Below are 25,429 nucleotides of genomic sequence, written 5' to 3' on the forward strand. Positions count from 1 at the left end.
CATCTATAAAGAACCAGAACAAGGCCGCCCCTCTTACGCCGCATCGGAGGGGGCAAACCGGGCCAAGGGGGTAACGCGGCAGGACGACCGATGACCGGAGTAGCGTTTCTGCTGAACGGAACGCCGGTGTGCCTGGGTGAAACCAGCCCGACGCGCACCCTTTTACAATATCTGCGCGAGGATCGGGGCCTGACCGGCACCAAGGAAGGCTGCAATGAAGGTGATTGCGGCGCCTGCACGGTGATCGTGACCGATGAACATGGGCCGCGCGCGCTGAATGCCTGCATCCTGTTCCTGCCGCAACTGCACGGCAAGGCGGTGCGCACGGTCGAGGCCATTGCCGCGCCCGACGGCACGCTGCACCCCGTGCAACAAGCCATGGTTGATCATCATGGCAGCCAGTGCGGCTTCTGCACACCGGGCTTCATCGCCTCGATGGCTGCCGCCCATGCGCAGGGCCGCAAGGATCACGATGTGGTTCTGGCGGGCAACCTCTGCCGCTGCACCGGCTACGCCCCGATCATCCGTGCGGCCGAGGCGGCCGAGGGCCAGCCACTTCCGGCATGGATGGAAGACGACCGCGCTTTCATCTTGGCACAAATATCCTCGGGGGTCCGGGGGCAGACAGCCCCCGGCGCTTTCCGCCCCGAAACCACCGATGAACTCGCTGACTGGTATGCCGCCCACCCCGACGCGACGCTGGTCGCAGGCGCGACCGATGTCGGCCTCTGGGTGACCAAACAGTTGCGTGACCTGCCGCAGGTCGCCTTCCTGAACGGCATCGCTGAAATGCAGCGGATCGAGGCGCAGGGCGACTTCATCCGCATCGGCGCGGGGGTCACCCTGACCGACCTGCGCGCCGCCATGGCCGGGCCGCATCCGGCCTTTGCCGCCATGCTGACCCGCTACGCCAGCGAACAGGTGAGGAATGCCGCGACCATCGGCGGCAATATCGCCAATGGCTCGCCCATCGGGGACGGCCCGCCCGCGCTGATCGCACTGGGCGCGACCCTGCATCTGCGCGGGGGCACCGCGCGGCGCGAGATGGCGCTGGAAGATTTCTTCCTCGATTACCGCAAGCAGGATCGCCAGCCCGGCGAATTCGTTGAAGCCATTGCCATCCCCGCCACTGCGCCGGGGCTGCGGGTCTGGAAACTGTCGAAACGCTTCGATCAGGATATTTCCGCCGTGCTGGGCGCCTTCAACCTCACCGTTGCGGGCGGCACTATCACGGGCGCCCGCATTGCCTTTGGCGGCATGGCGGGTATCCCCAAACGCGCGACCGCGATGGAGGCGGCGCTGATCGGACAGCCCTTCACCCGTGCGGCCTTCGAGGCTGCCCGCGCCGCCGCCGCGCAGGATTTCACGCCGCTCAGCGACATGCGCGCCAGTGCTGCCTACCGGCTGGAGACGGCGGGCAATATGGCGCTCCGCTACTGGCACGAGGCCAGCGGCGCAGGCGTTGATGTGCTGGAGGTGCGGGCATGAGCATCGGCAAACCGCTTCCGCACGATGCCGCCGCCCTGCATGTGACCGGGGCCGCGCGCTACACCGATGACATCCCGCTGCCTGCCGATGCGCTGCATCTGGCCTTCGGCCTTTCGACCTGTGCCCATGGTGCGATCACCGCGATGGACCTGTCGGCGGTCCGGGCCGCCCCCGGCGTGATCGCGGTGTTTTCCGCCGAAGACTGGCCAGAGATGCCGGATTGCTCGCCCTCGCTGGGCGACGAGCCGCTTCTGGCCACGGGTGAGGTGCATTATGTCGGCCAGCCGGTGTTTCTGGTGGTGGCCGAAAGCCATCTGGCGGCGCGCAAGGCTGCACGCCTGGGCAGGATCAGCTATGACGAACGCCCGGCGCTGCTGACGGTCGAGGATGCGCTGGCGGCGAACAGCCGGTTTGAACAGGGCCCGGTCATCTGGGCGCGGGGCGATGCGGCGGCGGCGATCGGCAAGGCGCCGCAGGTGGTGGAAGGGCAGTTCGAGGTCGGCGGGCAGGAGCATTTCTATCTGGAAGGCCAGGTCGCGGCGGCCCTGCCGCAAGAGGGCGGAGATATGGTGGTCCACAGTTCCACCCAGCACCCGACCGAGATCCAGCACAAGGTCGCGCATGCCCTGCATCTGCCGATGAGCGCGGTGCGGGTCGAAGTGCGCCGCATGGGCGGCGGCTTTGGCGGCAAGGAAAGCCAGGGCAATCACCTCGCCATCGCCTGCGCCATGGCGGCGCATGCGACGGGGCGCCCTTGCAAGATGCGCTATGACCGCGATGACGACATGGTCATCACCGGCAAGCGGCATGACCTGAAGATCGGCTATCGCGCCGGGTTTGACGCGACGGGGCGGATCCTAGGGGTGGAGTTCACCCATCTGTTCCGCTGCGGCTGGAGCCAGGATCTGAGCCTGCCGGTCGCTGATCGGGCGATGCTGCATGCGGATAACGCCTATTTCCTTGAAAATATCCGTATCGAAAGCCACCGGCTGCGCACCAATACCCAGTCGAACACCGCCTATCGTGGTTTCGGCGGGCCGCAGGGCGTGGTGGGGATCGAGCGGGTGGTGGATCACGTCGCCCATGCGCTGAAGCTGGACCCGGTCGCGGTGCGGCGGCGGAATTTCTATGCGGAGGCTGCGGAGGGGGGGCTGTCTGCCCCCCCCGGCCCCCCCGAGGATATTTCCCGACAGAAAATGACGGCGGGGGTGTTCAGGGCCGAAAATCCGGGGACGGGGCATCGCTATGGCGGGACCCATTCTCCGAAAGCGGTGGTGCAGGCCACACCTTACGGCATGCCGGTCGAGGATTTCTGTCTGCGAGCCATGTTGGACGAGCTGGAGCGGACATCGGATTACGCCGCGCGGCGGGCCGAGATCGCGCGGTGGAACGCGGGATCGCCGGTGTTGAAACGCGGCATCGCGCTGACGCCGGTGAAGTTCGGGATTTCCTTCACGCTCACCTGGCTCAATCAGGCCGGGGCTTTGGTGCATGTCTATCAGGATGGTTCGATCCGGTTGAACCATGGTGGCACCGAGATGGGGCAGGGGCTCTTCCTGAAGGTTGCGCAGGTGGCGGCGAGCGTATTCGGCGTGGATGTGGCGGCGGTAAAGATCACCGCGACGGATACGGCGAAGGTGCCCAATACCTCGGCCACGGCGGCCTCTTCCGGCAGCGACATGAACGGGATGGCGGCGCAGGCCGCCTGCCTGACGATCCGTGACCGGATGGCGGCGTTCATGGCCGGCAAGTTCGGGGTGGAGCCGGGGCAGGTCCGTTTCGAAGGCGGCTCGGTGCGCGTGGCGGGCGAGGCTTTCGCCTTTGCTCAGGTGGCGGCATGGGCCTATCAGGCGCGGGTCTCCCTGTCGGCAACGGGGTTCTATGCCACGCCCAAACTGCAATGGGACCGGGTGAAGGGGCAGGGGAGGCCGTTCCTCTATTTCGCCTATGGCGCGGCGGTGACCGAGGTGGTGATCGACACGCTGACCGGCGAGAACCGCATTCTGCGCACCGATATCCTGCATGACACCGGGGCCAGCCTGAACCCGGCGATTGATGTCGGCCAGGTGGAAGGCGCCTATGTGCAGGGCGCGGGCTGGCTGACGACCGAGGAACTGGTCTGGGATGGCAAGGGGCGGCTGATGACGCATGCGCCCTCCACCTACAAGATCCCGGCCTGTTCTGATCGCCCGCCGGTCTTCAATGTCGCGCTGTGGAACCGCCCCAACCGGGAGGAGACGGTGGGCCGGTCCAAGGCTGTGGGCGAGCCGCCCTTCATGCTGGGGATTTCGGCCTTGATGGCGCTGTCGGATGCGGTAGCAGCCTGTGGCGACGGGTCCGCCTATCCGGCGCTTGATGCGCCCGCCACGGCAGAGCGGGTGCTGGCGGCGGTGCGGCGGCAGGTGGGCGATGTTTGACCGCGCGGAGCTTCAGGCGGCGCTGGCCGCACAGGGAACCGTAGTGCGGGTGGTCATCGCCGAGGTGAAGGGCTCCAGCCCGCGTGAGGTTGGCGCCGCGATGCTGGTCTGGCGCGGCGGGCAGGCGGGCACCATCGGCGGCGGCGCGTTGGAACATCTGGCAACCGGCATCGCCGGGGAGATGCTGGCGGGTGCCGGGGTGCGGCGCTTTGGTCGCTGGCCGCTGGGGCCTGCAATCGGGCAGTGCTGCGGCGGCGCCGTGGCGCTGCTGTTTGAGCGGTTCACGCCGGGTGATGCCTTGCCGGACGGGGTTTTTGCCCGCCCCGCTGCAACCGATAGCGCGATGCCTCTGGCAGTGAAGCGGCTGCTGGCGGCGCAGCGCGGCAGCGGCGTGACCCCGGCGCCGCAACTGGTGCAGGGCTGGTTTGTCGAGCCGGTGGCGGTTCCGGCGCGGCCCTTGTGGGTCTGGGGCGCCGGGCATGTCGGGCGGGCGCTGGTGTCGGTTCTGGCGCCGCTGCCCGATCTGGCGATCACCTGGGTCGATACCGCGCCCGAACGTTTTCCGGCCACGTTTCCCGAAGGGGTGACGGCGGTGCCGGTGGCAGATCCGGCGCTGCTGGTCGCCCATGCCCCGCGCGACGCGGCGCATCTGGTGCTGACCTATTCGCATGCGCTGGATCTGGAACTGTGTCACCGCATTCTGGCGCATGGTTTCGCCTCGTTGGGGGTGATCGGATCAGCGACGAAAGCGGCGCGATTCCGGGCACGACTGCACGATCTGGGGCATTTGCATACGGAAATTCAACGGATTGCCTGTCCGATAGGCGACAAGAGCCTTGGCAAGCATCCGCAAGCCATAGCAATAGGCATGGCAAGCGCGCTGCTGAAAGGCGCCGGCGAACAGGGGAAGCGCAGGGGGATGGCGGGATGACGGCAGCTGAAACCGGCGCGGGCGATCTGCTGCGCATCGAGGGCGTGACCAAGGCCTATCCCGGGGTGGTGGCGAACAGCGACGTGAGCTTCGCCATTGCCGAAGGCGAGGTCCATGCGCTTCTGGGCGAGAATGGCGCCGGGAAATCCACGCTGGTCAAGATGATCTACGGGCTGGTGAAGCCCGATGCAGGGCGGATGATCTGGCGCGGGGCGCCGTTTGCGCCCTCGCAGCCCAGTGCGGCTCGGGCTTCGGGTATCGCGATGGTATTCCAGCATTTTTCGCTGTTCGAGGCGCTGAACGTGGCGGAAAATGTGGCGCTGGGCATGGAAACCCCGCCGCCGATGCGGGAGTTGGCCGCGCGCATCCGCGCTGTCAGCGAGGAATATGGCCTGCCGCTGGATCCGTCGCGCATGGTGGGCGACCTTTCGGCGGGTGAGCGGCAGCGCGTTGAGATCATTCGTTGCCTGCTGCAATCGCCGAAGCTGCTGATCATGGATGAACCGACCAGCGTGCTGACCCCGCAGGAGGTGGAGATTCTGTTCCAGACGCTCCGGCAATTGCGGTCCGAGGGCACCTCGATCCTTTATATCTCGCACAAGCTTGAGGAAATCCGCACGCTTTGCGACCGGGCGACGGTACTGCGGCGGGGTAAGGTGGTCGGTGCCTGCATTCCGCGCGACAGCACGGCGCGCGAAATGGCAGAGATGATGGTAGGTGCAACGCTGACTCCGCCGGAGCGGCGCGCGACGGAAAAGGGCGAAGTGGCGCTGGGTGTCAGCGACCTGTCGGTCGCCTCGCCCATCCCCTTCGGCACCAGCCTGAAGGCGATCAGCTTCACCGTGGCGCGGGGCGAGGTGCTGGGCATCGCCGGGGTTGCGGGCAACGGGCAGGACGAATTGCTGCTGGCACTGAATGGCGAATTGCGGGTGGCACCGGACCGGGTGCGCATTCATGGCAAGCCCGTCGGGGATCTTGGACCCACGGACCGGCGTCGGGCGGGGCTGGTTTCCGCCCCCGAGGAACGGCTGGGCCATGCGGCGGCGCCCAATATGACGCTGACGGAAAATGCGCTGTTGTCGGGCGCGGTGCGGCAGGGGCTGACAGCGCGCGGTTTCATCGACTGGCGCGGCACCGAGGCTTTTGCCGAGAAGATCATCGAAAGTTTCGATGTGCGCACCCCCGGCACCCATGTTGCGGCGCGGGCGCTGTCGGGGGGCAACCTGCAAAAGTTCGTCGTCGGGCGGGAGCTTCTGCAAAGCCCCGAGGTCATCGTGATCAACCAGCCCACCTGGGGGGTGGATGCAGCGGCAGCGGCGGCGATCCGGCAGGCGATCCTTGATTGTGCCTGCGGCGGCGCGGCGGTGGTGGTGATCAGTCAGGATCTGGATGAACTGCTGGAAATCGCAGACAGTTTCGCGGCTCTGAACGAGGGGCGGCTGACGAAGCCGCGCCCGGTGCAGGGCCTGACCATCGACGAGATTGGCCTGATGATGGGCGGCGCGCACGGGATGGAGGTGGCGCATCATGCGGGCTGAGAGCGGGCAATTTTCTTGCAAGAAAATTGCAAATTCCTTTGAAGGAATTTGCGCGGCGACGGAGGGCAGCGCATGCTGAAGCTGGAAAAGCGGCCTTCGCCTTCGGTCTTCTGGGGCCGGGCCACGCCGGTTCTGGCGGTGGCGCTGACCATGGTGGCGGGCAGCCTGATGTTCGCGGCTTTGGGCAAGAACCCGTTCGAGGCGATCCGCACGATCTTCTGGGACCCGCTGTTCGGTGAATTCGCCTGGTATCTGCGCGGGCAGCTTCTGGTGAAGGCCGGGCCGCTGATCCTGATTGCGGTGGGGCTGAGCCTTGGCTTCCGCGCCGGGATCTGGAACATCGGCGCCGAGGGCCAGTATATCATGGGTGCGATCTGCGGCGCTGCCGTGGGGCTTGCGGCCTATCCGACCGAAAGCCGGCTGATTTTCCCGGTGATGGTGCTGGCGGGGGCCTTTGGTGGCTGGGTCTGGGCGATGATCCCGGCCATCCTGAAGACAAGGTTCAATACCAACGAGATCCTTGTCTCGCTGATGCTGGTCTATGTGGCGGAAACCGTGCTGGCCATGGCTTCCACCGGCTTTCTGCGCAACCCCGACGGCGCGGGTTTCCCCGGCAGCCGCAATTTCAGCAGCTATCCGGCGGCGGCCAACCCCGAACTGATCGCGGGCACCGGCCTGCATTGGGGCGGGGTCGCGGCACTGGGAGCTGTGGTCGCGGCCTATGTGCTGTTGCAGCGCCATATCCTTGGCTTCCAGATCAAGCTGGCCGGGCAGGCCCCGCGTGCCGCGCGTTTTGCGGGTGTCAGCCCGAACCGTCTTGTCGTCATGTGTCTGGGCATAGCCGGGGCGCTGGCCGGTCTGGCGGGGATGTTCGAGGTCACCGGCCCGGCCGGGCAGATCAGCATCGACTTCAATTCGAACTACGGCTTCACCGCGATCATCGTGGCCTTCCTCGGGCGGCTGAACCCCGTGGGGATCCTGTTCGCGGGGCTGTTGATGGCGCTGACCTATATCGGCGGCGAGATGGCCTCGACCAACCTTGGCCTGCCGTCGGCAGCCATTCAGGCGTTTCAGGGAATGCTTCTGTTCTTCCTGCTGGCCTGTGACCTCTTGACCAATTTCCGTATCGTTCCCGCCCGCAAGGAGGTGCGCTGATGTTCGGAGGTATTGATCCTGCTCTGCTGATCGCCTCGCTGATGGTGGCTTCGGTGCCGATCCTTCTGGCGGCTACCGGCGAGCTGGTGGTGGAGAAGGCGGGCGTTCTGAACCTCGGGGTCGAGGGGATGATGATCATGGGCGCGGTCTGCGGCTTCATCACCGCCGTCGTCACCGGCAGCCCGGCGCTGGGCTTTCTGGGCGGGGCGGCGGGGGGGGCCGGGCTGAGCCTGCTGTTCGCGCTGCTGACGCAGGTCATGCAGGCCAATCAGGTGGCCTCGGGTCTGGCGCTGACGCTGTTCGGGCTGGGGCTGTCGTCGCTGCTGGGGCAGGGCTATGTGGGGATCAAACCGCCGCATACCGGCGCCGTGCCCTTCGGGCCGCTGGCCGACATCCCGTTCTTCGGCCGGGTGATCTTTGGCCATGACCCGCTGGTCTATCTGTCGGTTCTGGCGGTGGCGGCAGTCTGGATATTCCTGCGCAATGCGCGGGGCGGGCTGATTCTGCGCGCCGTGGGCGAAAGCCACGAAGCGGCACATGCGCTGGGCTACAAGGTGCGGCGCATCCGGGTGCTGGCCATCCTGTTCGGCGGTGCCATGGCGGGTCTGGGCGGCGCTTATATCAGCCTCGTGCGCGTGCCGCAGTGGACCGACGGTATCACCGCGGGCGCGGGCTGGATCGCCCTGGCCATCGTGGTCTTCGCGAGCTGGCGTCCGTGGCGCGTGCTGCTGGGGGCCTGGCTTTTCGGCGGCATCACGGTGCTCCAGCTCAATCTTCAGGCGGCGGGTTCAGGCATTCCGGTCGAATACTTGTCGATGTCGCCTTATCTGATAACCATTCTCGTGCTGGTCATCATGTCCTCGGGCCGGGGCCGGGCGGCGCTGAACGCGCCGGCGAGCCTTGGTCAGAATTTCCACGCCGCGCGTTGAGCCGGCCACGATCAACCCGGGCGCAATGCCCGATGCTACAGGGAGCAACCGAATGAACCGCAGACATCTTCTTGCCACGGCGGCGCTGGGCCTTTCGCTGGCCTTCGGCGGCGCGGCCTCCGCTCAGGACAAGACCAAGGCCTGCTTCGTCTATGTCGGCCCGATCGGCGACGGCGGCTGGACCTATCAGCACCATCAGGGTGCGCTTGCCGTGCAGGAAGCCTATGGTGACAAGGTGGAAATCGCCTGGCAGGAAAACGTGCCCGAAGGCGCGGACGCCGAGCGTGTGCTGACCCAGATGGCGCTGGGTGGCTGCGACATCATCTTCACCACCTCGTTCGGCTATATGGACCCGACCAATGCGGTGGCGAAGAAATTCCCGAACGTGAAGTTCGAACATGCCACCGGCTTCAAGCGGGAATCGCCCAATGTCTCGACCTACAACGCGCGTTTCTATGAAGGCCGGGCGGTGCAGGGCGTCATCGCGGGCCGGATGACCAAAACCAACAAGATCGGCTATATCGGCTCGTTCCCGATCCCCGAAGTGATCATGGGTATCAACAGCTATTACCTGCATGCCAAGAAGGTGAATCCGGATGTCGAACTGACCGTTGTCTGGGCCTTCACCTGGTTCGACCCGGCGAAAGAGGCCGATGCCGCCAAGGCGATGATCGAGCAGGGCGTGGATGTCATTGCCAGCCACACCGATTCCACCGCGCCGCTGGCCGAGGCTGCCAAGGCAGGCGGCAAGGTCATCGGCTTCGGTCAGGCTTCGGACATGACCGAATACAAGCCCAGCCCGCGCGTGTCGTCGATCATCGACAACTGGGCGCCCTATTACGTCAAGCGCGTTGGCGCGCTGATGGATGGCACCTATGAACAGCAGGATGCCTGGGAAGGCATCGCCGGCGGCGAGGTGCAGATTGGCGAGATCACCGATGCGATTCCGGCTGATGTGAAGGCCGAGGCCGAAAAGCTGCGCGACGATATCGCGGCGGGCACCTACCATCCATTCACCGGCCCGATCAACAAGCAGGACGGCTCTGCCTGGCTGGCCGAAGGGCAGACCGCGCCGGATGGCGACTTGCTGGGCATGGGCTTCTATGTCGAGGGCATCAAGGGCGATATTCCGAAGTAATCGCGCCCCTGCGACGAAAAGACCCGGAAAGGCCCGCCGTTCTGGCGGGCCTTTTGTCTGGCGCGCCGAAGTTTTTATTTGTCAAATTCATATATGATTATATGTTGTATGCGCCAGCATGCAAATCGGGAGGAAGTCAGGCATGGCTCATATCGTCGTTCTGGGCGCGGGACTTGGCGGCGCCATCATGGCTTACGAATTGAAAGATCAGATCCGGCCGGAAGATACCGTGACCGTGATCACCAAAGAGCCGACCTATCACTTCGTGCCCTCGAACCCCTGGATCGCGGTGGGCTGGCGCGAACGGGATGACATCACGGTCGATCTCGCCCCGACCATGGCGAAGAAGGGGATTGCCTTCAAACCCGTCGCCGCCGAGAAGGTGCATCCGCAGGAAAACCGCGTCGACCTGATCGACGGCACCTCGGTCAGCTATGACTATCTGGTCATCGCCACCGGCCCCGAGCTTGCCTTTGACGAGATCGAGGGATTTGGCCCCGAGGGGCATACGCAGTCGGTCTGCCACGTCGATCACGCGCTGAAGGCGCGCGAACGGTTCGAGGAATTCTGCAAAAACCCCGCCCCGATCATCGTCGGCGCCGCGCAGGGGGCAAGTTGCTTCGGCCCGGCCTATGAGTTTCTGTTCATCCTTGAAACCGAACTGCGCCGCCGCAAGATCCGCGATCAGGTGCCGATGACCTTCATCACCCCGGAACCCTATGTCGGGCATCTGGGGCTGGACGGGGTGGGCGACACCAAGGGTCTGCTGGAATCCGAGATGCGCGGCAAGCACGTCAAATGGATGACCTCCTCGCGGGTGAAGAAGGTCGAGGACGGCAAGATGATCGTCGAGGAAATCGCCGACGATGGCAGCGTGAAGGCCGAGAAGGACATGCCCTTCGGCTTTGCCATGATGCTGCCCGCCTTCCGCGGCATCCCGGCGGTTTCGGGAATTGAGGGGCTGAGCAACCCGCGTGGCTTCACCATCGTCGACAAGTATCAGCGCAACCCGAAATTCCCCAATGTCTTTGCCGTCGGTGTTTGCGTCGCCATCCCGCCGATGGGGCCGACGCCGGTGCCCTGTGGCGTGCCCAAGACCGGATTCATGATCGAAAGTATGGTGACGGCGACGGCGCATAACATCGGCAATCTGGTGCGCGGGAAAGAGCCGGATCAGGTTGGCACCTGGAATGCCGTATGTCTGGCCGATTTCGGTGACAGTGGCATTGCCTTTGTTGCGCAGCCGCAGATCCCGCCGCGCAACGTCAACTGGTCCTCCAGTGGCAAATGGGTGCATCTGGCCAAGATCGGCTTCGAGAAATACTTCATCCGCAAGCTGCGCAAGGGCACGTCAGAGCCCTACTACGAAAAAGCCGCGATGAAGATGTTGGGCATCGACAAGCTGAAGGCGCCACAGAAAGGCTGACCGAAAGGGGGGCTTCAAGCCCCCTTTTCTTTGCCGGTCGGGCGGTTACTCTGCGCCCCCATGACATATGATTTCCTGATCATCGGGGCCGGGATCGCCGGTCTTTCCGCCGCCGCCGAGCTGGTGGCGCTTGGCTCGGTTCTGGTGCTGGAACGCGAGGCGCATCCTGCGCATCACGCCTCTGGCCGCTCCGCAGCACTTTATGAACCGCGCTATGGCCTGCCGCCGGTGGTGGAACTGTCGCTGGCCTCGGAAGCGGCGTTCCGTGCGCTGCCGGGCATCCTGTCGGAACGCGGCCTGATGATTCTGGCAAAGGCGGATCAGCGCGCCACTTTCGACCGTGATCTGGCGGGCTTCCAGCTTGAGGAAATCGGGGTCGAGGCGGCGTGCGGTATCGTGCCGATCCTTAACCCGGCGACCGTGGCCTTCGCGGCCACCGCGAGCCATGCCTGGGACATCGACACCGATCTGCTGATCCAGGGCCATATCCGCCGCCTGAAGGCGGGGGGTGGCGAGTTGCGCACCTCCAGCCCGGTCAGCGCTCTCCGTCGCGCGGGCGGGTTGTGGCATGTGACCACCGCGATGGGCGAGATTGCCGCGCGCATCTTGATCAATGCCGCAGGCGCCTGGGTCGGGCAGGTGGCGGGAATGGCGGGTCTGCGTGATCCGGGCTTCACACCGCTGCGCCGGTCCATGGCGCGGATCGCGGCACCCGGCGCGCGCGACATCTCGCGCTGGCCGATGCTGTTTGGCTGCGGTGAAAGCTGGTATGCCAAGCCTGATGCCGGGGCGCTGATCGTCTCACCGGCCGAGGAAGACCCGCTGGCACCGCAGGATGCCTGGGCTGATGACATGGTTCTGGCCGAAGGACTGGCCCGGTATGAGGAGATGGTGACCGAGCCCGTGACCCGGCCACTGGCCAACTGGGCGGGCCTGCGCACCTTCTCGCCCGACCGGGTGCCGGTCATTGGGCCGGACCCGGCGGAGCCCGCCTTTTTCTGGCTGGCGGGGCAGGGTGGCTACGGTTTCCAGACCTCGCCCGCCGCCGCGCGGCTGGTGGCGGCGCTGCTGGGTGGCACCGCGCCGGATGTCGGGGCCGATCTGGCCGCGCGCCTTTCGCCCACACGCTTCGCATGAGCCTGCGCCTGCCCGACAGCGGCGCGGATACCGATGCCGAGGGGCGCCGCCACGCGCCTTCCGCCGTGCGCAACGCGGGGCCGATCCTTGCGCTGCTGCAACAGGTGCTGCCGCCTGAAGGCCGGATGCTGGAGCTTGCCTCCGGCACCGGCCAGCACGCCCGTGCCTTCAGCGACGGCCTTCCCGGCTGGCACTGGCAGCCCAGCGATCTGAACCCGGAGAACCTGACCTCGATCCGCGCCTGGTCGGCCGGGCAGGACCGCATCGCGCCGCCCCTTGTGTTGGATGCCGGACGGCCCGGCTGGCACCGGGACATGGGCCGCTTCGATGCGGCGCTGGTTGTGAACCTGTTGCACCTGATCTCCGATACACAGGCCGCAGCGGTGCTGGCGGGCCTTGCTGCGGTGGCGCCGCGTCTGGTGATCTACGGCCCCTTCCTGCGCGAAGGCCAGACCACCAGCCCCGGCGACGCAGCCTTCCATGCTTCGCTGCGCGCGCAGGATCCGGCCATCGGATACAAGGATCTCGGCTGGGTGGCAGATCAGTTGCGCAGCCACGGCCATGATCTGCAATGGCATGAAATGCCCGCGAACAATCTGGCACTTGTCACATTCATGATTTGATATGTGTCAAGGCGCGGCCCCGGCCCGCATGGCATGGCCCTGACAGCAAGTCAGGAGCACGACATGAGTTACAAGGCAAAGATCGACAGCATGCGCGGCGAATTGCGCGTGATGAACAAGGCCATCCCCGAAACCATGCAGGGCTTCGCTCAACTTTCCAGGGCGGCCAAGGAAAACGGCCCGCTGGGGGTGAAGGAAAAGGAATATGTCGCCATCGGCATCGCCATCTCGCAGCGCTGTGAGCCCTGCATCAGTTTCCATGTTGAGGCGCTGATGAAGGCGGGTGGCACGCGCGAAGAACTGAGCGATGTAATGGCCATGTCGATCCAGATGGGCGGCGGCCCTGCGGTGATGTATGCCGCACATGCGCTGGCCTGCTGGGACGAGTTGGCGAACCTCGGCTGACCCTCCGGCGCCGCAGAAAAGCCGCGTGGACAATACGGCCCTCATCGGCAACGATGCAGGCCAGTCGTTTCCACAGAGGTTATAATGCTGCGGCGCCCGCTTGTCCTGTTTGCCTGCCTTTCCCTGCTTGCCGCCTGCGGTGGCGCCCCTTCACCCCAGGGCCGGACCGTGGCCCCGGTCCCTGCCGGTGCGGTGACCGCGCCGAATTTTGGCGATTCGCAGCCCCACCCCGAACTGGCCTCGGCCATCCGTCGCCACAGCGTGCACGGAATCGACGCCGCGCGCTTCCAGACCAGCATCGACTGGCAGACGGCGCGCGCCAACGGGGTGAACTTTGCCTTCATCAAGGCCACCGAAGGCGGCGATCGGGTGGACGAGATGTTCGACAGTCACTGGCGCGGGGCGGCCCGCGCAGGGGTGCGGCGGGGTGCCTATCACTTCTTCTATCATTGCCGCGTCCCGGAAGAGCAGGCACGCTGGTTCTTCCGCCATGTGCCGCGCCGCTCGGGCGATTTGCCGCCGGTGATCGACATGGAATGGACGCCGACAAGTCCGACCTGCACGATCCGCCGTCCGGCCACCGAAATCCGCGCCGATGCAGATGTGCTGATCCGCATGTTCACGCAGCATTACGGCACGGCACCGATCCTCTACACCACCGTCGATTTCTACGAGGACAACCAGCTTTGGAAGCTCAGGGGCGTGGATTTCTGGCTGCGTTCGGTCGCGGCCCATCCTTCCGACCGCTATCCGGGGCAGCACTGGGCCTTCTGGCAATATACCTCGACGGGTCAGGTGCCAGGCATCGCCGGTGCTGTGGATATCAACGTCTTTGCCGGGGGCGAGGCCGCCTGGGCCGACTGGCTCGCCAAACGCGCGCAACCCTGACGAGGCGCCCGGTCTGACTGTCGTGCCGTGAGTATTTGGGCAAGAAGCAAAGCCATCTTGCTCCTTGCAAAAATACTCATGTGCGGCCGGGGATCTCACCCGCCGCCGGGCAGGGGCACGATGAAAAAGGCCGCCCGTGTTGCAGGCGGCCTTCTGGTCTGGGGGAGGGCGGATCAGCCGTTGACGCGGATGCGCTCGTTCTTCGGGTCGAAGGGGCTGTCTTCGACGACCACCGCGTCCCATTCCTTCAGCAGCATCTTCACCTTCAGCTTCGTACCGACTTCGGCCAGTTCGGGGCTGACATAGCCCATGCCGATCTGCTTGCCGAAGGCCACCGAATAGCCGCCCGAGGTCAGACGGCCCACTTTCACGCCGTCTTTCAGGATCGCTTCCTTACCCCACGGGTCGGTATCATCCGGCCCGTCGATCAGCAGGGTGACGCATTTCGAACGGATGCCGGTGTCGAGCATCGCCTGCTTGCCACGGAAGTCTTTCGACAGATCGACAAAACGGTCCAGTGCGGCTTCCAGCGGGGTTGCGTCGCGGCCCAGTTCGTTGCCGAAGGCGCGATAGGATTTCTCCTGACGCAGCCAGTTCTGCGCGCGGGCCCCGACACCTTTCAGGCCGTGCTTTTCACCCACCGACCACAGCAGATCCCAGAGGTAGCGGCCGAACTCGATCGGGTAGTGCAGTTCCCAGCCCAGTTCGCCGGTATAGGCCACGCGGATCGCGCGGATCGGGCACATACCCAGCTCGATGTCGCGATAGGACAGCCAGGGGAAGCGCTTGTTCGACAGCGCGGTGTCCGGGTCGGCATCCTTGATGAGGTCTTTCATGAGGGCGCGGGCATTCGGACCGGCCAGCGCATAGACGCCCCATTGGGTCGTCACGTCGTGGATGTCGATATAGCCGCCGCCATTCCCCATGAAATCTTCGGCAGATTTCAGCAGGAAGTCGCTGTCATACGAAGTCCATGCCCCGGCGGAGATGATGTAGTATTCATTCTCCTTCAGCCGGACGATGGTGTATTCGGTGCGGGTAGTGCCCGCATCGGTCAGCGCATAGGTCAGGTTGATGCGGCCCACGGCGGGCAGTTTGTTGCAGGTGAAGTGGTCGAGGAAGGCCGTTGCGCCGGGTCCACGCACCAGATGTTTGGTGAAGGCGGTGGCGTCGATGATGCCGACGGTATTGCGCACGGCCTCGGCCTCGGCCTTGGCATAGGGCCACCAGGCGCCGCGGCGGAACGAGCGGCTGTCATGGTCGAACGAGGCGGGTGCATCTTTCGGGCCATAGTAGTTCGGACGATCCCAGCCGTTCACCTGACCGAATTGCGCGCCCATCTCTTTCTGACGGTCATAAGCCGGGGCGGTGCGCAGCGGGCGGCAGGCCTCGCGCTCTTCATCCGGGTGGTGCAGGATGAAGACGTGCTCATAGCATTCCTCATTCTTGCGTGCGGCGTATTCGGTGGTCATCCACTGGCCATAGCGGCGCGGATCGAGCGAGGCCATGTCGATCTCTGCTTCACCCTGGGTCATCATCTGCGCGAGGTAATAGCCGGTGCCGCCTGCGGCGGTGATGCCGAAGCTGAAGCCTTCCGCGATCCACATATTGCGCAGGCCGGGAACCGGGCCGACCAGCGGGTTGCCATCGGGGGTGTAGCAGATCGGGCCGTTGAAATCGTCTTTCAGGCCGACGGTCTCCGACGAGGGCAGGCGGTGGATCATCGACATGTATTCCGTCTCGATCCGTTCCAGATCGAGTGGGAACAGATCGGCGCGGAAGGATTCCGGCACGTCATAGAGGAAGCGGGCGGGCGCACCGGCCTCATAGGGGCCGAGGATCCAGCCGCCGCGCTCTTCGCGGACATACCATTTGGCGTCGGCGTCGCGCAGCACCGGGTGTTCCGGGTTGTTCTTGCGGTATTCCTGCAGCATCGGATCGGGCTCGGTCACGATGAACTGGTGTTCCACCGGGATGGCCGGGATCTTCACGCCCAGAAGGCGCGCGGTGCGCTGTGCGTGGTTGCCGGTGGCGGTGACCACATGTTCGGCCACGATCTCGAACTTTTCTTCGCCAGGGATCAGCATGCCGCCTTTTTCGATCATGCGGGTGCAGGAGACGACCCATTCCGAGCCGGTCCAGCGGTAGCCATCCACCTGCACCTTGCGCTCGATGGTGGCGCCATGCTGGCGCGCACCCTTGGCCATGGCCTGCGTCACATCGGCCGGGTTGATATAGCCGTCCTGCGGGTGATAGAGCGCGCCGATCAGGTCTTCGGTGTTCAGCAGCGGCCAGCGGTCTTTCATTTCCTTGGGCGACAGGAATTCATGGTAGACCCCGGCGGTTTCGGCCACCGAGGAATAGAGCATGTATTCATCCATGCGCTCCTGGCGCTGCGCCATGCGCAGGTTGCCGACGACCGCAAAGCCCGCATTCAGGCCGGTTTCAGCCTCCAGCGACTTGTAGAAATCCACCGAATATTTGTGGATGTGGGTAGTGGCGAAGCTCATGTTGAACAGGGGCAGCAGGCCCGCCGCGTGCCAGGTGGAGCCCGAGGTCAGCTCGTCCCGTTCCACCAGCATGGTATCCCAGCCCGCTTTGGCCAGATGATAGGCGATCCCGTTACCGACGGCGCCGCCGCCGACGACCAAGGCTTTGACATGGGTTTTCATGGGCGACTCCGTGCGCGCTGAAGAATTTTCCCATGAATGCCAGAGCGCGGGCGAAACGGACAAGTCGGCCCGACCTGTTGCGGCGAAAAACGACATCCAAAGCCCTGCTTGACGGAATCGTGCCGCCGGGGCAGGAGAGGGCATGACATTCGCCCCCGCGCCCCGATCAGTCTGGATGCGACTCGCCGGTCTCGTGCTGGCGATGCCCTTCCTGCTGCTGTCGCTGGTGGCGCAGGGCTATATGCCCGCACGGGGGGATGATGGCGTGCTGCGCATCGTCATCTGTTCCGGGCAGGGGCCGGTGTCGATGCTGTTTGACCCCGAAACGGGCGAACTGAAACCCGCGCCCGAAGTCGTTGATGGCCGTTGTTCCTGGGCGCAGGCCGCCGTCGCGGTGCCGGTGCCGGAGGCGCCGGTGGTGCGGTTGCCGCTTCGGCTTGCCGCGGCCTTCCATCCGGTCGCGCCGGATGATCTGTGGCGCCCCGCTTTCGATCCGCTGGGCATCTGGGCAAGGGGACCACCCCGCACCGTCTGATCTGCATTCCTCAAACGCAATCGGACGGAGTATTCCATGTCGACCCAAACGCCCGGCCCTCAGGCCGGAAGCGGCAATGGCCGCATCAATCCCCTGTATTTTGCCGTATGGCGCTGGCATTTCTATGCCGGGCTGTATGTCATTCCATTTCTGTGCATGCTGGCGGTGACCGGCCTTGTCATGCTGTGGATCAGCTATGGCGCAGGCATCGGCGCCGAACGGATGACGGTTCCGGTCGGCACGGTGCCGCTGGCGCCTTCGGTGCTGCAAGAGGCGGCCGAGGCGGTGGTGCCCGGCGGCAAGGCCGTGCAATATGTGGCGCCGCTGGCCGCCGACAAGGTCGCGGTTTTTGCCGTAGCGACCGGGTCGGGCAAGACCGGCGTTGCGCTGGACCCCTACACCGGCGCGGCGGTTCACAGCTTCCCGTGGCGGGCTGGCTGGTATGACTTTGCCAATGACATCCACGGCTCGCTTCTCCTGGGCACGCTGGGCGACCGGCTGATCGAGGCCGCGGCCTCGCTGGGTCTGCTGCTGGTGGCATCGGGGCTTTATCTGCACTGGCCGCGTGGTGGCACGGGCTGGCGGGCGGCGCTGGTGCCCTCGGTCAACCGCACGGGGCGGGCGTTGTGGAAATCGCTGCATGGCGTGGTCGGGATCTGGGTGTCGGTCCTGCTGGTGCTGTTCCTGATTTCCGGCCTGAGCTGGGCCGGGATCTGGGGCGAGAAATTCGTTCAGGCCTGGAGCACGTTCCCGGCCGAGAAATGGGACAATGTTCCGTTGTCGGACGCGACCCATGCCAGCATGAACCACGGCGCCGCGAAAGAAGTGCCCTGGGGGCTGGAGCAGACCCCGATGCCCGCCTCCGGTTCACTGGCCGGGCAGGCGGCGATCGCCGGGCCGGTGACGCTGGACAGTGTGGCGGCCTTTGCGCAAGGGCTGGGCTTTGACCGCCGGTTCCAGATCAACCTGCCGGGTGGCGACAGCGGGGTCTGGACCATCAGCCATGACAGCATGTCGAACGATGGGCCGGACCCGGCGGCGGATCGCACGCTGCATATCGACCGCTACACCGGCAATGTGCTGGCCGATGTGCGCTATGCCGATTACTCGGCCTATGCCAAGGCGATGGCCTGGGGCATTGCCTTCCACGAGGGCGATCTGGGGCTGTGGAATCTGGTGCTGAACACCGCATTCTGCCTGTCGGTGGTGTTTCTTGCGGTCTCTGGTCTGGTGCTGTGGTGGAAGCGCCGCCCGGCGGGCGCCCCGCGTCTGGCCGCGCCGCCACGGCCCGAGGTCGTGCCGCTGGCGCGTGGCGTGGTGCTGATTGCGCTGTTGCTGTCGATGGCCTTCCCGATGCTGGGGTTGACCCTGTTGGCGGTGCTGGCCTTCGATCTGCTGGTGCTGACCGGCCTGCCGCCGCTGCGGCGCGCGCTGTCCTGACACGGCCGCCTAAACGTGCAGCCGGGCTGCGGGTTCCCGTGGCCCGGCTGAACTTATCGTGACAGCCCCGCCCGGAACGGACGGGGAAGGGGCGGGTTGTCTGTTCATACCGCGTCGGGAAGGTGCAGGGCGATCCAGAAAGCCCGGTTTCCCCGCCGCTCAACCTGAACGGAGGCTGACATGAAAACCCTTCTCAACTCGACGATCCTCGCCCTCGGCCTGACCGCCGGTATGGCGGGCGGGGTTCTTGCAGACACTGCCACCACGACCCCCGATCCGGCTGCGCCGCAGACCGCTGCTCCGGCCAATACCATGGCGACCGACGCGACGGCGTCGCCCTATCTGACCACGATCGACCAGGGTGTGAGGGCCTCCGATTTCATCGGCAAGCGTGTCTGGCTGACCGAAGCCGATACGAGCGCGCTGAACCCCGATGGTTATGCCGAGGCGTCGGCTGACTGGCAGGATGCGGGCGAGATCAGTGATGTGATCCTCAGCCGCAGCGGTGATACCGAGGCCGTGCTGGTTGACTTCGGCGGCTTCCTCGGGATCGGCGAAAAGACCGTGGCCATCGACATGGCACGTCTGACCATGGTGCCGGATGCTGACAGCCCGCAGGACTATTTCATCGTGTTCAACGGCACGAAAACTGATCTGGAAGCGGCGCCCGCCTTTGACACCGCCATGATCTTCAGCACCGAAGCCCCGGCCGGGGATCGTGCGGACGTCACGGCTGATCCGGTGGCAACCCCGGTGGCTCCGATGGCGACCGATACCGCCACGGCTCCGGCGGCCAATGATCCGGCTGCGACCACGGCGGCCCCTGCCGAAACCATGGCGGAAGCCCCGGCCACTGGCGCGGCTGATGGTGCGGTGATGGGCGAACCCGTCGATTTCACCGGCGTGACGGAGGCTGACCTGGTCGGCAAGCGCGTCTACGGCCCGGGTGAGGAAGACGTGGGTGAGGTCAGCGCCGTGACGCTCGACGGCAATGGCGCGATCCAGTCGGTCGTGGTCGATGTCGGCGGCTTCCTCGGCATCGGTGAGAAATCGGTGAGCCTGACCGCCGACATGCTGCGCATCGCGCCCGATGCCGACGGGGATGGCACTGTGCTGCACGTCAGCGCCACCGAAGAGCAACTGAAAGCCATGCCCGAGGCTGCGGGCTAACCCTCCATACCCACAGCCTGCTCCCCCGATGCCCGGCCGGAAGGCCGGGCATCATTGCTTGCGCATCTGCCCCAGACTGGCTGCCAGAACGAAGATGCAGGCCGCTACCGTGACGATGGACGGACCTGCGGGGGTGTCGAGGCTCAGGGACAGCCGCAGACCGCCCACGACCGCCGCCGCCCCGATCAGAGCCGCCAGTGCGGCCATGGCCTCGGGGCTGCGGACGAGGCCGCGCGCGGCGGCCGCCGGAATGACCAGCATTGCCGCGATCAGCAGCGCCCCCACCACCTTCAGCGCCACGGCCACAGTGACCGCCAGCGCCAGCACCAGCACCAGCCGCTCGCGGTCGGGGTTGAGGCCCGAGGCGGCGGCCAGATCCTCGCTCAGTGTCGCGGTCAGCATCGCGTTCCAGCGCCAGTAAAGCAGCGCCAGCACCAGTGCGGCCCCGCCCCAGATGAAGCCCAGATCGGCACGCGACACGGCTAGGATGTCGCCGAACAGATAGGCAGACAGATCGGTCCGCGCCTCGGGGACGAAGCTGACGGCGACAAGGCCGAAGGCCAGCGCCGAATGCGCCAGCACGCCCAGCGTGGTATCCAGCGCCCAGCCGCGCGCGGCCAGTCCCGCCACCGTTACCGCCATGGCCAAGGCAACCGCCAGTGTGCCAAGACCGACCGGAAGATCACTGGCCAGCGCCAGCGCCACCCCAAGGATCGAGGCGTGGGCGGTGGCATCGCCGAAATAGGCCATCCGCCGCCAGACCACGAAAGATCCCAGCGGGCCGGTCGCCAGCGCCAGACCAAGGCCCGCCAGCGCGGCGCGGATCAGGAAATCGTCAAGCATGATCGTGCTCCGCATGGGAAGGTCCGTGCCCATGGTCATGTCCGTGGCTGTGCTCATGGTCATGACCATGCGTGTGGTCGTGGTCATGGACGTGCTGGTAAAGCGCCAGCGCGCCTTGTGTGCCCAGTCCGAACAGCGCGCGATATTCCGGGGCGTTCGACACCACGCGCGGCGTGCCCTCGCAGCAGACATGGCCGTTCAGGCAGATCACCCTGTCCGAGGCGCTCATCACCACATGCAGGTCATGGCTGACCATCAGAACGGCGGCGCCGGTGTCGCGCCGAACCTCGTCGATCAGCCGGTAGAAGGCGGCTTCACCGGGCTGGTCCAGACCCTGCGTGGGTTCGTCCAGCATCAGAAGTTCGGGCCGCGTCAGCAGGGCGCGGGCCAGCAGTACCCGCTGAAACTGCCCGCCGGACAGACCCGTCATCGGCCGGTCCGCCACCTCCGGTACGCCGACACGGGCCAGCATCGCCTCGGTCTCTGCCTCGCCATGGCGCTGTGGCAGCGACAGGAACCGACGCGCGGTCAGGGGCAGCGTCCGGTCGATGTGCAGCTTCTGCGGCACATAGCCGACAGCCAGCCCCGGCTTGCGGGTAATGCCGCCATGCTCGGGCCGCAGAATGCCCAGCAGCGCCCGCAACAGCGTGGACTTGCCCGACCCGTTCGGGCCGAGAATCGTCACGATCTCGCCCGGGTCGACTTTCAGCGAGACATCGTGCAGCACCTCCTGCGCGCCCAGCCGGACGCAGAGGCCGCGCGCCTCGATCAGCGGCTGGGTCATGATGCCTCCCGGCAGGCAGGGCAGAGGCCAAGCGCCTCGACACTGGCGCGTTCTACGGTGAAACCCAGATCCGCCGCCGCGCTTTCCAGCGCCGCCCGCACCGGGGCGGCAGGGGCTTCGGCCACCGTGTTGCAGCCCTGGCAGATCAGAAAGGCCGGGGCATGTGCCTCGCCCGGATGCATGCAGGCGGTGAAGGCGTTCAGCCGCTGGATGCGATGGGCAAGACCTTGTTCCACAAGGAAATCCAGCGCCCGATAGGCAACGGGCGGCTGGTTGCCGAATCCTTCTGCGGCCAGCCGTTGCAGCACGTCATAGGCCCCCATGGCCCGATGCTGTTCCAGCAGGATCTCCAGCACGCGGCGGCGCACCGGGGTGAGGCGCGCACCGCTGGCGGCCAGCATGGCCTCGGCCTGGGACATCACGGCATCGCTGCACAGGTGATGATCGTGATCGTGAAAGGGCTGCGGGTCCATGCGGCGCCTCTTGACGTGTTATGATATTACATACATAGATCGCCCGTCCGCCAAAGCGAAGAGGTTTCCGATGCGTTATATCATATCCGCCGCCCTTGCCAGCACCGCGCTGTGTGCCCCGGCCCTGGCCGAGGTGCCGCGTGTGGTAACCGACATGACGCCGACCTATGGTCTTGTTGCCACCGTGATGGGCGATCTGGGCCAGCCGGAACGCCTGCTGGATCAGGGGGCGAATGCCCATGACTTCCAGTTGCGCCCGAGCCAGGCTGCCGCCCTGTCGGATGCCGGCCTGGTGGTCTGGATGGGGCCGCAGATGTCGCCCTGGCTCGACCGGGCGCTGGACGGCGTGGCAAACGGGCAGCAACTGCGCCTGCTGGAAGTCGCGGGCACCCATCTTCAGCCCTTCGGGGAGGGTCACGAGGACCACGATCACGACCACGATCACGGCGCCGGGGCTGGGCACGAAAGCCATGATCCTGCGGCGGAAACCGGGCACGATGATGCTGACCACGATCATGCAGGGGAAGCCGGGCACGACGACCACGACGACCACGACGCGCATGGTCACGACCACAGCGGCACCGATCCGCATGCCTGGCTTGATCCGGCGAATGGCGCGATCTGGCTGGAGGCGATCGCCGCGCAGCTTGCGGCACTGGACCCCGAAAATGCCGCGACCTATGCCGCTAATGCCGCGAAGGGCAAAGAGGCGATTGCCGCTGCCGACGCCCGGATCGCTGCGCAGCTTGCCCCGGTTCAGGACAAGCCCATCGTGGTTTTCCACGATGCCTATGGATATTTCGCGGGCCATTACGGGCTGACCATCGCAGGCAGCGTTTCGGCAGGTGATGCCGCAGCCCCCGGTGCGGCGCATCTGGCGGAGTTGCGGGCGCGGGTGGGCGCGGGTGTGGCCTGCCTGTTCCCCGAGGCCGGACACGCCCCGAAGACCATCGAACAGATTGCCGAGGCGGCGGGCGCCCGGCAGGGCGGGGCGCTGGACCCTGCCGGTGTGACACTGCCCGCAAGCGCCGATGGCTATACCGCCGTGCTGGAAGGGCTCGCCTCGACACTGGCCGACTGCCTCACCGCGCCGTGAGCAGCCCTTGACCTTCCCTCCGGCTCGTGAATTTCTAACGAAATTCTGGCCGGGGGAGGCAAGCATGATCCGCGAGTTCGGGCAGACGGCAGCGGGAGAGGCGGTGCAGGCGGTGACGCTGCGCGCGGGCAAGCTGGGCGCCACGATCCTCACCTACGGCGCCATCCTTCAGGATTTGCGGCTGTCGGGTCTGGGCTACAGCCTGACCCGCGGCTCTGAGGATCTGGCGGAATATGAAGGCGCGCTGGGTTACCATGGTGCGGTGATCGGCCCTGTGGCGAACCGCATCGCCGGGGCGCGGGCCGATATTGGTGGTCTGCCTTGTCAGTTTGAGGCGAATGAGGGCGCGAACTGCCTGCATTCCGGTGGCGCGGGGCTGCATCGCAAGGTCTGGCGGATCGAGACTTCGGGCGAGGATCATCTGACGCTTGTCTGCGATCTGGCGGCGGGGGAGGGCGGCTTTCCGGGCAACCGGCAGGTGCGCGCCGAATGGCGGGTCAGTGCGCCCGCGACGCTGCATCTGCGGCTGACCCTGACCACGGACGCCGATACCCCTGCGGCGCTGACCAATCACAGTTACTGGAACCTTGATGGCAGTGCCGACTGGTCCGGCCATCAACTGCGCATTGTCGCCGACCGCGTGACAGAGACGGACGCAGCGCTGCTGCCCACAGGGCGGCTGACGCCGGTGGCGGGCGGCGATCTGGATTTTCGGGCGGGGCGCCGCATCTGGCCGGGTGAGCCGGCGCTGGATACCAATTTCTGTCTGTCAAACGGCCCCCAGCCGCTGCGCGATGTGCTGTGGCTGACCGGCAAGACCGGGGTCGAGATGGTGGTGGCCACGACCGAGCCGGGCGTGCAGGTCTATGACAACCGTACCGTCCCCCGCCGGGGTGCGGCGCCTTACGAGGCGCTGGCGATCGAGCCGCAATTCTGGCCCGATGCGCTGCACCAGCCCGGTTTCCCCTCGATCCTGCTGCGCGCGGGTGAGACGCGCGAACAGCGGATACGCTGGCGTTTCGGCACCTGAGGCTCAGGCCGCGCGGCCATAGAAGCCGCGCTGTTCCTCGGCGGTGAAGCGCACGCCGGGCGTTTCAAAATAGGAAAACACCGCGATCACACGGGGCGTCGTGCCTTCGACCGGCGTCACCCGATGCGCGGTATGCTTGCCGCGAAACACGTTCAGCGTGCCGGGCGACAGGGTGATGGCGCGCAGTTCCGGGTCTTCGCCGCGCAAAAGCCGCGCCACGCCCGCATAATTCGGGTCCGAGTCGCCGCGCAGATCACGGCGGTATTCGAACAGCCCCCCGGCGTCGGGCGCCTGCAACAGCAGCGTGGTGGTGAATTCGGACCGATCAAAATGCCAGTTCAGCCCGTCGCCCGTCGCATAGGACATGGCGTTCAGCGCGGCCAGCGGATCGGCCATCGGATGCAGCGCGGGCTTGTCCATCGTGGCGGCAAGGAAGCGGGCGAATTCGGGCCAGTGATACAGCCGGTTCAGCGCGCCGCCGATCTGATCGGCGCAAAGCGTGCGGTTGCGGGATTCGACCTCTGCCAGTGCCGGATGATCAGCGGGCAGGCCCTGAATGTCCTTGCGGAAATAGATGTTATGGCGGCGCGCATGCACATGCGCCTCGGTGGCGAACTTAGGGGCTAGGGCCGCAGTCACCTCGACGCTGGCTTCGGCGCGCAGAAAGCCGGGCAGGTTGAACATGCCGGTGGCCGCCAGTTCGGCCTGCGCGGCATCGACAAGCGCCTGCCATTCGGGACTGTCCGGCCGATCCAGCGGGTAGCGGTCAAGGTCGATGATGTCGCGCATGGGAACCTCCTGCTGTGCGGGTTCTGTCCAGACTGCGCCGGATTGCGAAAGTTGCAATCGGGGGAAATCTGGGGAACCATAAGGAAAACCGGAGGGAAGATGGTGCCACCCCTGAATGCCCTGCGTGCCTTCGAGGTTGCTGCGCGCTGCGGCAGTTTCACCCGTGCGGGCGAGGAACTGGGCGTGTCCTCTGCCGCGATCAGTCTTCAGGTCCGCCAGCTGGAGGATCACCTTGGCAAACGTCTTTTCCTGCGGCAGGGCAACCGGCTGAGCCTGACCGCCGCCGGTCTGGCCTTGCAGCCGCGTCTTGGCGCCGCTTTTGCCGAGATTGCCGCCGTGACCGGCGAGCTGCGTGACGGTCCGCCCCGGCGGCGCTTCGTGCTGTCGGTGTTGCCCTCGCTGGCCGAATGCTGGCTGCCCGGGGCGCTGGAGGGTGCTCCGCTGGTCGATCTGGCGATCCGGGTGGAGGATGACCCGGTGGATTTCACCCAAGGTGCGCATCTGCGACTGACTTATGGCGGG

At 65.9% G+C, this 25,429-nt stretch carries 23 protein-coding genes; 18 read left to right on the forward strand and 5 right to left on the reverse strand.

What is annotated here, in order from left to right; all coding sequences use genetic code 11:
• The first annotated feature begins 90 nt into the window (after positions 1 to 90).
• The 12 genes from xdhA (at position 91) to AO684_RS17360 (ending at position 14,075) form a co-directional block, all read left to right on the forward strand.
• A complete protein-coding gene (gene xdhA, locus AO684_RS17305) occupies positions 91 to 1,488 on the forward strand; it encodes a xanthine dehydrogenase small subunit (protein ID WP_054303982.1) in 1,398 nt (465 codons plus the stop codon).
• Positions 1,485 to 3,905: a xanthine dehydrogenase molybdopterin binding subunit gene (gene xdhB / locus AO684_RS17310; protein WP_054303983.1), complete on the forward strand. Its 2,421-nt coding sequence runs from the start codon at positions 1,485 to 1,487 to the stop codon at positions 3,903 to 3,905. Before xdhA ends, xdhB begins: the two co-directional genes overlap by 4 nt.
• The gene (gene xdhC / locus AO684_RS17315; RefSeq protein WP_054303984.1) at positions 3,898 to 4,836 is read left to right on the forward strand and encodes a xanthine dehydrogenase accessory protein XdhC; all 939 of its coding nucleotides are present in this window, start codon (positions 3,898 to 3,900) and stop codon (positions 4,834 to 4,836) included. Before xdhB ends, xdhC begins: the two co-directional genes overlap by 8 nt.
• Positions 4,833 to 6,374, forward strand: coding sequence for an ABC transporter ATP-binding protein (locus AO684_RS17320; protein ID WP_054303985.1), 1,542 nt, complete (start codon positions 4,833 to 4,835; stop codon positions 6,372 to 6,374). The genes xdhC and AO684_RS17320 overlap by 4 nt, the downstream gene beginning before the upstream one ends.
• A gap of 72 nt (positions 6,375 to 6,446) precedes the next feature.
• Entirely contained in the window at positions 6,447 to 7,529 is a 1,083-nt protein-coding gene (locus AO684_RS17325) for an ABC transporter permease (RefSeq protein ID WP_054303986.1), read from the forward strand.
• Positions 7,529 to 8,458: an ABC transporter permease gene (locus AO684_RS17330; RefSeq protein WP_054303987.1), complete on the forward strand. Its 930-nt coding sequence runs from the start codon at positions 7,529 to 7,531 to the stop codon at positions 8,456 to 8,458. Before AO684_RS17325 ends, AO684_RS17330 begins: the two co-directional genes overlap by 1 nt.
• A gap of 52 nt (positions 8,459 to 8,510) precedes the next feature.
• A complete protein-coding gene (locus AO684_RS17335; RefSeq protein WP_054303988.1) occupies positions 8,511 to 9,596 on the forward strand; it encodes a BMP family ABC transporter substrate-binding protein in 1,086 nt (361 codons plus the stop codon).
• A 142-nt stretch (positions 9,597 to 9,738) separates the two neighbouring features.
• Positions 9,739 to 11,022 carry an NAD(P)/FAD-dependent oxidoreductase gene (locus AO684_RS17340; protein WP_054303989.1) on the forward strand — a complete coding sequence of 428 codons (1,284 nt, stop codon included), beginning with the start codon at positions 9,739 to 9,741 and terminating at the stop codon, positions 11,020 to 11,022.
• A 60-nt stretch (positions 11,023 to 11,082) separates the two neighbouring features.
• The gene (locus tag AO684_RS17345) at positions 11,083 to 12,159 is read left to right on the forward strand and encodes an FAD-binding oxidoreductase (RefSeq protein WP_054303990.1); all 1,077 of its coding nucleotides are present in this window, start codon (positions 11,083 to 11,085) and stop codon (positions 12,157 to 12,159) included.
• Positions 12,156 to 12,782, forward strand: coding sequence for a DUF938 domain-containing protein (locus AO684_RS17350; protein ID WP_054303991.1), 627 nt, complete (start codon positions 12,156 to 12,158; stop codon positions 12,780 to 12,782). Before AO684_RS17345 ends, AO684_RS17350 begins: the two co-directional genes overlap by 4 nt.
• 63 nt (positions 12,783 to 12,845) lie before the next feature.
• Entirely contained in the window at positions 12,846 to 13,187 is a 342-nt protein-coding gene (locus AO684_RS17355; protein ID WP_054303992.1) for a carboxymuconolactone decarboxylase family protein, read from the forward strand.
• Between the two features lie 87 nt (positions 13,188 to 13,274).
• Complete coding sequence (locus AO684_RS17360) at positions 13,275 to 14,075, forward strand: GH25 family lysozyme (RefSeq protein WP_369814614.1); 801 nt, start codon at positions 13,275 to 13,277, stop codon at positions 14,073 to 14,075.
• Between the two features lie 173 nt (positions 14,076 to 14,248).
• On the opposite strand, the gene AO684_RS17365 is transcribed toward AO684_RS17360, so the two are convergent.
• Positions 14,249 to 16,747 carry an FAD-dependent oxidoreductase gene (locus tag AO684_RS17365; protein WP_054303994.1) on the reverse strand — a complete coding sequence of 833 codons (2,499 nt, stop codon included), beginning with the start codon at positions 16,745 to 16,747 and terminating at the stop codon, positions 14,249 to 14,251.
• Between the two features lie 142 nt (positions 16,748 to 16,889).
• Here AO684_RS17365 and AO684_RS17370 point away from each other — a divergent pair, with 142 nt between their 5' ends.
• From AO684_RS17370 to AO684_RS17380, 3 genes are all read left to right on the forward strand, one after another.
• Positions 16,890 to 17,282: a hypothetical protein gene (locus AO684_RS17370; protein WP_054303995.1), complete on the forward strand. Its 393-nt coding sequence runs from the start codon at positions 16,890 to 16,892 to the stop codon at positions 17,280 to 17,282.
• Between the two features lie 36 nt (positions 17,283 to 17,318).
• Entirely contained in the window at positions 17,319 to 18,722 is a 1,404-nt protein-coding gene (locus tag AO684_RS17375) for a PepSY domain-containing protein (RefSeq protein ID WP_054303996.1), read from the forward strand.
• A gap of 180 nt (positions 18,723 to 18,902) precedes the next feature.
• Positions 18,903 to 19,892 (forward strand): PRC-barrel domain-containing protein, encoded by a 990-nt coding sequence (locus tag AO684_RS17380; RefSeq protein WP_054303997.1) that lies wholly within the window; start codon positions 18,903 to 18,905, stop codon positions 19,890 to 19,892.
• Positions 19,893 to 19,943: 51 nt separating this feature from the next.
• Here AO684_RS17380 and AO684_RS17385 read toward each other — a convergent pair whose 3' ends face one another.
• The 3 genes from AO684_RS17385 to AO684_RS17395 are packed head-to-tail and all read right to left on the reverse strand — an operon-like array spanning position 19,944 to position 21,992.
• Positions 19,944 to 20,735 (reverse strand): metal ABC transporter permease, encoded by a 792-nt coding sequence (locus AO684_RS17385; protein ID WP_054303998.1) that lies wholly within the window; start codon positions 20,733 to 20,735, stop codon positions 19,944 to 19,946.
• Complete coding sequence (locus tag AO684_RS17390; protein ID WP_054303999.1) at positions 20,728 to 21,519, reverse strand: metal ABC transporter ATP-binding protein; 792 nt, start codon at positions 21,517 to 21,519, stop codon at positions 20,728 to 20,730. The genes AO684_RS17385 and AO684_RS17390 overlap by 8 nt, the downstream gene beginning before the upstream one ends.
• A complete protein-coding gene (locus AO684_RS17395) occupies positions 21,516 to 21,992 on the reverse strand; it encodes a Fur family transcriptional regulator (RefSeq protein WP_054304000.1) in 477 nt (158 codons plus the stop codon). The genes AO684_RS17390 and AO684_RS17395 overlap by 4 nt, the downstream gene beginning before the upstream one ends.
• Positions 21,993 to 22,062: 70 nt before the next feature.
• Here AO684_RS17395 and AO684_RS17400 point away from each other — a divergent pair, with 70 nt between their 5' ends.
• Both AO684_RS17400 and AO684_RS17405 read left to right on the forward strand, forming a co-directional pair.
• Positions 22,063 to 23,088, forward strand: coding sequence for a zinc ABC transporter substrate-binding protein (locus tag AO684_RS17400; protein WP_054304001.1), 1,026 nt, complete (start codon positions 22,063 to 22,065; stop codon positions 23,086 to 23,088).
• A 64-nt stretch (positions 23,089 to 23,152) separates the two neighbouring features.
• Complete coding sequence (locus tag AO684_RS17405) at positions 23,153 to 24,118, forward strand: aldose epimerase family protein (protein ID WP_054304002.1); 966 nt, start codon at positions 23,153 to 23,155, stop codon at positions 24,116 to 24,118.
• Between the two features lie 3 nt (positions 24,119 to 24,121).
• Here the strand turns inward: AO684_RS17405 and AO684_RS17410 are convergent, their stop codons facing one another.
• On the reverse strand, positions 24,122 to 24,907 hold the full coding sequence (locus tag AO684_RS17410; protein ID WP_054304003.1) for a 2OG-Fe(II) oxygenase: 786 nt from the start codon (positions 24,905 to 24,907) through the stop codon (positions 24,122 to 24,124).
• Between the two features lie 99 nt (positions 24,908 to 25,006).
• Between AO684_RS17410 and AO684_RS17415 the strand changes: the two genes are divergently transcribed.
• Positions 25,007 to 25,429: LysR family transcriptional regulator (locus AO684_RS17415; RefSeq protein ID WP_152968461.1), on the forward strand; the 423-nt coding region annotated here is incomplete at its 3' end.

Origin of the sequence: Gemmobacter sp. LW-1, from assembly GCF_001303875.1 — a bacterium.
GTDB classification, from domain to species: Bacteria; Pseudomonadota; Alphaproteobacteria; order Rhodobacterales; family Rhodobacteraceae; genus Gemmobacter; species Gemmobacter caeni.